The sequence below is a fragment of the Pseudoalteromonas sp. SG45-2 genome (assembly GCF_014164115.1).
In the GTDB taxonomy this organism is placed as follows: Bacteria; Pseudomonadota; Gammaproteobacteria; order Enterobacterales; family Alteromonadaceae; genus Pseudoalteromonas; species Pseudoalteromonas distincta.
Genome location: NZ_JACJEO010000036.1, coordinates 26,073 through 33,977, shown reverse-complemented (window position 1 = coordinate 33,977; position 7,905 = coordinate 26,073). Strand labels below are relative to the sequence as shown.

General features: G+C 37.5%; 9 protein-coding genes. All 9 read left to right on the top strand.

What is annotated here, in order from left to right; translation table 11 throughout:
* On the top strand, positions 1-928 hold a 928-nt coding region (locus H5116_RS19320), incomplete at its 5' end, for a molecular chaperone DnaJ (RefSeq protein WP_182716875.1).
* Between the two features lie 101 nt (positions 929-1,029).
* Positions 1,030-1,491: a Cys-tRNA(Pro) deacylase gene (gene ybaK / locus H5116_RS19315; protein ID WP_182716874.1), complete on the top strand. Its 462-nt coding sequence runs from the start codon at positions 1,030-1,032 to the stop codon at positions 1,489-1,491.
* A gap of 150 nt (positions 1,492-1,641) precedes the next feature.
* Complete coding sequence (locus H5116_RS19310; protein ID WP_002959069.1) at positions 1,642-2,046, top strand: DUF1761 domain-containing protein; 405 nt, start codon at positions 1,642-1,644, stop codon at positions 2,044-2,046.
* A 92-nt stretch (positions 2,047-2,138) separates the two neighbouring features.
* Entirely contained in the window at positions 2,139-2,507 is a 369-nt protein-coding gene (locus H5116_RS19305; protein ID WP_182712324.1) for a response regulator, read from the top strand.
* A gap of 304 nt (positions 2,508-2,811) precedes the next feature.
* Positions 2,812-3,063: a hypothetical protein gene (locus H5116_RS19300; protein ID WP_024595559.1), complete on the top strand. Its 252-nt coding sequence runs from the start codon at positions 2,812-2,814 to the stop codon at positions 3,061-3,063.
* A 161-nt stretch (positions 3,064-3,224) separates the two neighbouring features.
* Positions 3,225-3,488, top strand: a complete 264-nt coding sequence (locus tag H5116_RS19295) for a CBU_0592 family membrane protein (RefSeq protein WP_024595558.1) — start codon at positions 3,225-3,227, stop codon at positions 3,486-3,488.
* A gap of 190 nt (positions 3,489-3,678) precedes the next feature.
* Positions 3,679-5,409, top strand: a complete 1,731-nt coding sequence (locus tag H5116_RS19290) for an ATP-binding protein (RefSeq protein WP_039488491.1) — start codon at positions 3,679-3,681, stop codon at positions 5,407-5,409.
* Positions 5,402-6,766 carry a sigma-54 dependent transcriptional regulator gene (locus H5116_RS19285; RefSeq protein WP_002959078.1) on the top strand — a complete coding sequence of 455 codons (1,365 nt, stop codon included), beginning with the start codon at positions 5,402-5,404 and terminating at the stop codon, positions 6,764-6,766. Before H5116_RS19290 ends, H5116_RS19285 begins: the two co-directional genes overlap by 8 nt.
* A 176-nt stretch (positions 6,767-6,942) precedes the next feature.
* Positions 6,943-7,899, top strand: a complete 957-nt coding sequence (locus H5116_RS19280; protein WP_002959079.1) for a porin — start codon at positions 6,943-6,945, stop codon at positions 7,897-7,899.
* Positions 7,900-7,905 lie beyond the last annotated feature (6 nt).

Genomic DNA, 7,905 nt, shown 5'->3' with positions numbered 1-7,905 from the left:
CGCGGCATTTGAACAGGGCGGTGGCGGTGGTCATGGCGGCTTTGGTGGCGGTCATGGCGATTTTGGTGATGTATTTGGTGACGTATTTGGCGATATTTTTGGTGGCGGCGGTGGTCGACGTCAATCTCGTCAACAACGTGGTTCTGACTTACGTTACAATATGGACTTGAGCTTAGAAGAAGCGGTTCGTGGTAAAGAAGTTGAAATTAAAGTACCAACATGGGTGGGTTGTGAGCCATGTGATGGCAGTGGTGCTAAAGCAGGTTCTAAGCCTAAAACATGTACTACGTGTCATGGTGCTGGCCAAGTACAAATGCGCCAAGGTTTCTTTGCTGTTCAGCAAACGTGTCCAACGTGTCAGGGACAAGGTCAGATTATTTCAGACCCTTGTAACAAATGTCATGGTCAAGGCCGCGTAGAAAAAACTAAAACGCTTTCAGTTAAAATTCCAGCTGGCGTTGATACTGGAGACCGTATCCGCTTAACTGGTGAAGGTGAAGCCGGAATGCACGGCGCGCCATCTGGCGACTTGTACGTGCAAGTATCTGTTCGCGAACATGAAATATTTGTGCGTGAAGCAAATAATTTATACTGTGAAGTACCAATTAGCTTTACAACAGCAGGTCTTGGTGGCGAAATTCAGGTGCCAACACTTGATGGTCGTGCAAAACTTAAAATACCTTCTGAAACGCAAACGGGCAAAATGTTCCGTATGCGTGGCAAAGGCGTTAAGTCTGTTCGAAGTGGTGCCCAAGGCGATCTAATTTGTAAGGTAGTAATCGAAACGCCAGTTAATTTAAACGAGCGTCAACGTGAACTACTGCAAGAGTTAGATGAAAGTATGGGTACAGATAGCTCGAAAAATCGTCCTAAAGAGCAAGGCTTTTTTGACGGTGTTAAAAAGTTTTTTGATGATTTGACCAAGTAAATTTAAATTATTATTAATAATGAAACGGCGCTTTTTAGCGTCGTTTTTTTTGCTTTAAATTTTATTTTTGTTACTGTTAAAAAAAAACACGATTCAATAGTATGACCCCAGCAATCGAATTACTTAAAAAACAAAAAATCCCCTTTGAAGTACTCAGTTACGATCACGATGCAGGTAATAGTCAATATGGGCTTGAAGCTGTTGAAAAGTTAAATTTAGATAGCGCCCAAGTATATAAAACTCTCGTTCTTGAAACGCATGAAAGGCAGCTAATTGTTGCTGTTACTCCTGTGTCGCAACAAGTTAACTTAAAACAGTTGGCAAAATTATGTGGTGCCAAAAAAGTAGCAATGGCTGCCCCGCAAAAAGTTCAAGCTAGCACTGGTTATATTTTAGGTGGAGTAAGTCCACTTGGGCAAAAAAAACGCTTAGCTACGTTTATTCATAGTAGTGCTTCACTTTTTGATACTATTTATGTGAGCGCTGGAAAGCGAGGTTTAGAAATCGCACTCTCCCCAACTAATTTAGCGGCGTTAACTAGCGCTAAATTTGGCGATTTATAGCCTTTATTTTTAAAATTACTCTCCATAAAGGCAATTAACTCAAGTTAAGCAATTTGCTCAATACCTTATTTGTAACTACATTGAGAGTATCTTTATACCGTTAATATTTAATACCAAACGGTATTACACATTTTGTATACGGCTGTTTGTATGAACCTTTTAGATGTAGATTATTTTGCAATACTGGTGGCTGCACTGTCTTCTTTTATGCTTGGCGGCATATGGTACTCAAAAGCACTCTTTAAAAACGCTTGGCTAGAAAGTATTGGCTTAACTGACCTTGATTTACAATCAGCCAATCCTAAGTTGATATTTGGCGGCAGCTTCTTTTTAGTATTTATAGCGGCTTTAATGTTGTCTCTATTTTTAGGTAAAGACGCAAGCTTAGTTGAGTGTATAGGAACAGGCTTTGTAATCGGCTTTTTTTGGATCAGTAGTTCACTAGGATTAAGTTATATATTTGAGCAACGCCCTTTAAAGCTATTTTTAATTAATGGGAGTTACTGTATTTTACAGTTTTCGTTAATGGGGCTTATTTTAGGTATTTGGCCGTAAGGGTTGAGTAGCCGTTAATGCCCGGTTTGATTCTTACCTGAGAGTAGAGTAGGTTTATATAATCGTATTTACATGATTTGGTAGCGGTATTAATGAAAATATTAGTAGTTGATGATATGCCACTCATGCGTCATGTTTTAATTAATATGCTAAGAAAGTTGGAGTATTGCAATATCGTTGAAGCTACAGATGGATTACAAGCTTTGGCTTTATTACGTGAGCAACATTTCGATTTGGTTATTACAGATCTTCATATGCCAAAAATGGATGGTGTTGATTTACTCACAAACATTCGAAAAGACAGAGCCCTTGCTGATATTCCTGTGTTGATGGTTACCTGTGAGGATAGTACAGATAAAGTTAAGCAAGTTATTGCGGCTAAAGTATCGGGGTTTATAATCAAACCTTTTAATATGAATGTATTATCATCTCAATTAAACCGCTTCTTTTTCAAAGATTAGGTTATATTTTTCATCATCATTAAATTATTATGAGCTCACTTTAATAACCATACCGCGTAAAAATTTTAAAACCCAGTGGTCACCTTTACCCACCTAATACCAATGAGCAATGATACTTAATCATTTTGCGAGGCTAAATGTGTCGCTCCCTGTGTTAAAAAATTCTCATTTAGAACAGTTAAATAGCGAATTTTCGCCTAGCTATCAACACGTTTTTCTACCCTCAAATAGATCACTTAATTAAACGAATTGCTATAAACTGGTATCATAAAGAATAATTTTTTATATAGTACTGAAGGACTTAATGGCAAAACCTAATAAAAAAGGCCCAACTAAAACGGTCGATATTTTTTGCTCTGCTTGTAAAGCTTCCTTATTTAAATATCGAAAAGGAGGCAAAGGAGCATTAGTTAAGTGTTTTAAAGAGCGTATTAGTCAAGACTTTACACAAGAGCCTTGTATTTGTCCTAACTGCAGTCGGCCTTTTGCCCGAGAAGCGATTATTCGTGGTGCACCTGCCTATAAAATAATTGGTGGCAAAGTAACGTTTAAATAATTCAGATACAGTAAAATTTATTCATACGGACATATGGCCTTGTTAGAATTTACCATATTGATAGAATCGCTCGGTTTGCTGTTTCAATGAATGAAAAAATACCCTCCCCATGGATCGGGCCAGTTTATTGGGTTATTTAAAAATGGATAAAGGATAGTTTCGTGATAGCACTCTTATTTGACATCATAGGTATGACAGGTACTTTTTTAGTAGTTGGTTCATTTTTCTTACTGCAGCTAGGAAAAACGTCTCCATCTAGCCTAACGTATAATATGATGAATTTAACAGGGGCGATTTTGTTGTTAATTAGCCTTTGCTATAACTTTAATTTAGCGAGCTTTGTGATAGAAATATTTTGGATAGCTGCTTCATTAATTGGTTTATACAAATACCTAAAAAACAGATCAGCTTTAGCTACAAATTAATAACGTATTAATTTTGTTCTAAACCTTAAACACTGCAAGCACAACTGTTTGCGGTGTTTTTTGTTTTTAGGACTAAATTTAATTAACAAGTATAATTAAATTCATTTGTTAACAAAAAGTTTATATCCCTGCCTCATATAAGTCGTTACACTAGCGACCTTAAATTTTTAGGCTATTTCTCGGGTAGGCCATGTTTACGTTTTCTAAAAAAATAATTACAGTATGTATATTATTAGTATTAATTTTGGTTGTTACATTTTGGGTAGGCCGCGCTCACGATATTGAAAAAGCAACAGCTCAAGCGCAGCGTCAGGTTACTCAATTAAATAATTACATTGATACTGAACTCGCTCGTTTTTCGGCTATTCCCCAGCTACTTACTTATAATCAGTTAATGATTGAATTTGCAAACGGCGACCAAGCCCATTACAACGCTATAAATAACTACTTAGCTGATATACAACAAGCCAGTGGTGCATCAGATATATTTGTACTTAATGCCCAGGGCGCAGTTACGGCAAGTAGTAACTGGCAAGCCGATTACACATTTTTAGGCAGTAACTTTGCCTTTAGACCTTACTTTAAGCGTGCATTTGCAGGTGAAAAAGTGGCCTACTTTGCACTAGGTATGCGTTCAAAAGAGCGTGGTATTTATTTTTCGCAGGCTGTTTATCACGACAACAAAGCGGTTGGTGTTGTTGTATTAAAAGTGAATGTAAGCAAATTTGAAAACGACAGAGAGCTTTTAAATACATCTAAAGGTAGCCATTTTTATTTAGAGCTTAGTGATAATGTAATTGCGATGTCTGATATGCAAACATGGCGTTTAAATAGCTTCAGCGAGTTTGATATAACAAAGCGACGTAATATAAAGTTACGCCGTGCTTATTTAGATCATCAACCTGTATATATTAAGCAATTTCAATATAAGAGCCAGGGTATTTCGCATTTCAAAATTAATAAAAACCTTTATGTGAGTGCGACAAAACCATTGCGTTACTTTAGTGCACATATGAACGTACTTGTTGATATTACAAAAGTAAATTCAGCTCAATTAATACGCTTGTTTTGGGCATTTAGTATTTATGCTTTAGTTATGATTGTTGGTTATAGTTTACTTGCTCGTTTTGCGGGTTATAAAAAGCTCGTTTACTCTAGGCATAGTCTTGAGCAAAAAGTGATTGAGCGCACACAAGAGCTTGAGAAAACGCAAGTTGCATTAGTTCAATCAGCAAAACTTGCAACAATTGGGCAGTTAAGCGCAGGTATTAATCACGAAATAAACCAGCCCCTTAGCGCTATGAATACTTACCTAGCAAGCGCCAAACGTTTACTCGCTAAGCAAAATTACACCGCACTTGGCGAAAGCATAACGGTGATTGAGGGGCTTGTAGGTCGCGTACACAAAATAGTGGGGCAGCTAAAACATTTTAGCAAACCATCACAAACTCAATTAAGGCCTTATCCGTTAGCTGGTTTATTAAATAACGCCTTGATGATTGCCAGCTCACAACTAAAACAAGATAACGTACACGTAGAGCAGCCTAATTTAGATAGTGGGTTAATAGTGTGGGTTGATTCACTTAAATTTGAGCAAGTGTTGGTTAACTTAATAACTAACGCGAGCCAAGCTATGAATGGCGCAATAATACGTAAATTAAGTTTTAATGTTGAGTGCTTTGATAACCGAGTAAAACTCTCAATTTTAGATACAGGGCCTGGAATAGAGCAACATGCTTTTGGTAATATTTTCGAACCTTTTTATAGTACTAAAGAAAGTAACGGCTTAGGCCTTGGATTATCTATTTCAAAACAAATCATTGACTCGTTTAATGGCTCTTTAAGTGCGCACAATCGACTGCAAGGCGGGGCTGAGTTTATAATCAGTCTATCAAGCACGCAGGATAAAACAGATGATTGAAAACTCACCGTGTAAGCACATCATTGTAGTTGATGATGAAGCGATGATCAGAGATTCATTAAAGCAATTACTTACTCTCGAAGGCTATACAGTTGAGTGCTTTAATGATGCAAGTACGGCTCTAACAAAGCTTAATCGACGTTTTATGGGCGTTGTACTGAGTGACATAAATATGCCTGCAATGGATGGGCTTACTTTGCTTGAGCAAGTCACGGCATTTGATAGTGAACTGCCGGTTATATTTTTAACAGGGTACGCCGATGTAACTATTGCTGTTAAAGCTATGCAATTAGGCGCGTATGACTTATTTGAAAAACCAGTAAACGAAACATTGCTTGATTGCATAGCAAGAGCATGCGACAAGCGTAGCTTAGTGATTCAAAATCGTGCACTAAAACTTGCTGTACAAAAAACCTCAGCGCCGGGTGTACGAATACTGGGTGATACTCCTAAAATGCAAGATATGATGCATTTACTCAATACGGTTATTGATACCCCAGCTGATGTAATGATTGAAGGTGAAACTGGCACGGGTAAAGAGCTTGTAGCGCGTTACTTACACGATCAAAGTATTCGCTCAGCAAGTAACTTTGTGGCTATAAATTGCGGCGCGGTGCCTGAGCAGTTGATAGAAAGTGAGTTATTTGGTGCTGCAAGCGGTGCCTATACCGGAGCAACTCACACTCGTAAGGGAAAGTTTGAATTCGCACAAGGTGGTACTGTTTTTTTAGATGAAATAGAAAGTACCCCAATGTCGTTGCAGGTTAAATTATTACGCGTATTAGAGGAGCGAAAAGTAACTCCAGTAGGTGATAATAAAGCAATTGAATTAGATATAAGAATTGTTGCAGCCACTAAAGTAGATTTGCTTTTATTAGTTGAAAAAGGTGAATTTAGAGCAGATTTATATTATCGACTAAGTTTGGTAAAAGTCGATATACCACCACTTAGAGCTCGCAAAGCAGATATAGTATTACTGTTTAAGCATTTTAGCTCTATTGCAGCAACACGCTATCACAAGCCGCCAGCACCTCTTAATAGCGAAATACAACAGCGACTCTTAGCGTACGACTGGCCTGGTAATGTAAGGGAGCTTAGAAACCAAGCTGAGCGCGCGGTTTTATTAGGAGTAGAACTTGCTTTTAGTGTTAGTAAAACGCAGGCTAAAGGTGAGCTTTCTCCCGATTTAAGCTTATCTGAAAAAGTTGCTTTTTATGAGCAGTCGTTAATAGAAGAAGCCCTAGAGCGTAACCATGGCAGTATTAAAAATACGATGGATACACTGCAAATCGCTCGTAAAACCCTTTACGATAAAATGAGTAAATACAATTTAAACCGTGATATGTTTATTGACTAAATTGTGTGGTTTATGTGACAACTTCGTTTTTATGGTGTGTGGGAAACCGCACATTTATTCTATTTTTTATACGCAATACCCATTAACCATCTGAAATGTAATAGTATTTTACCATTGGCAGTAAAGTTGCTTTATTAGGTCTGACAACAAGTAGATTCTAATAATTAGGACACATAATGATAAAGTTTACACACTCTACTATTTTACTCACCTCAATAAGTAGCTTAGCTTTTTACTCGTACACGGCTTGTGCTACTGAATATGATGTTTATGGTAAAGCCGAAGTACAAATTGCTAATACAGATACGGGTATTATGCGTTACGCAGAAGAAGGCACGCAGATTGAAGCGCCATTTTCGCGTATAGGTATTCAAGGGCAACACAAATTAAATGAATATTTAAACGTTGTTTTTAAATACGAAGTGCAAGTAAAAGGCTTTGAGCAAGATGATACCGAAGAGCCATTTAGTGCAAGGAATACTTATCTTGGTTTAAAAGGTCAATTTGGCGAGCTTGTAGTGGGAAGAAATGATACTCGCTTTAAATACTCTGAGGGCAAAGTTGATAACTTTAATGAAACCCAAGGTGACATAGCCCAAGTTATTGCAGGACAAGATAGACTTGGTGATACGCTAACATACACTTCTAATTATTGGCATAATACGCAATTTTCGTTTACTTATGCTCCAAAAGACGACAACAAAGATAACGAAGCTGGATTTGCAGCAACTTTTATTTATGGTGATCGTAGCTTAAAAAACACCTCATATTACTTATCATTAAGCCATGTTGATTCTCTTAATAATATTAATGCGAGCCGAATAGCAGCAGCCTATAAATTTGAACAATTACAGCTTGGTGCACTATATCAGCATTCTGAATCAACAGATGGTATAAAATCAGGTAACGGTTATGTGTTAAGTGCAAGCTATACGCTTGATAAATGGGTACCTAAATTACAGTTTGCTAAAGATGACTCTTTACTTCGTCAAACTTCTGAGGCAACACAATGGACTACGGGCCTTGACTATGTATTTGACAAGCAAACAACTGCTTACCTTTTATACACCGACCTTAATTTAGAAGAACAAGACGACAGCAGTGTTGCGCTTGGTCTTAAATACAAATTTTAGAGGCCT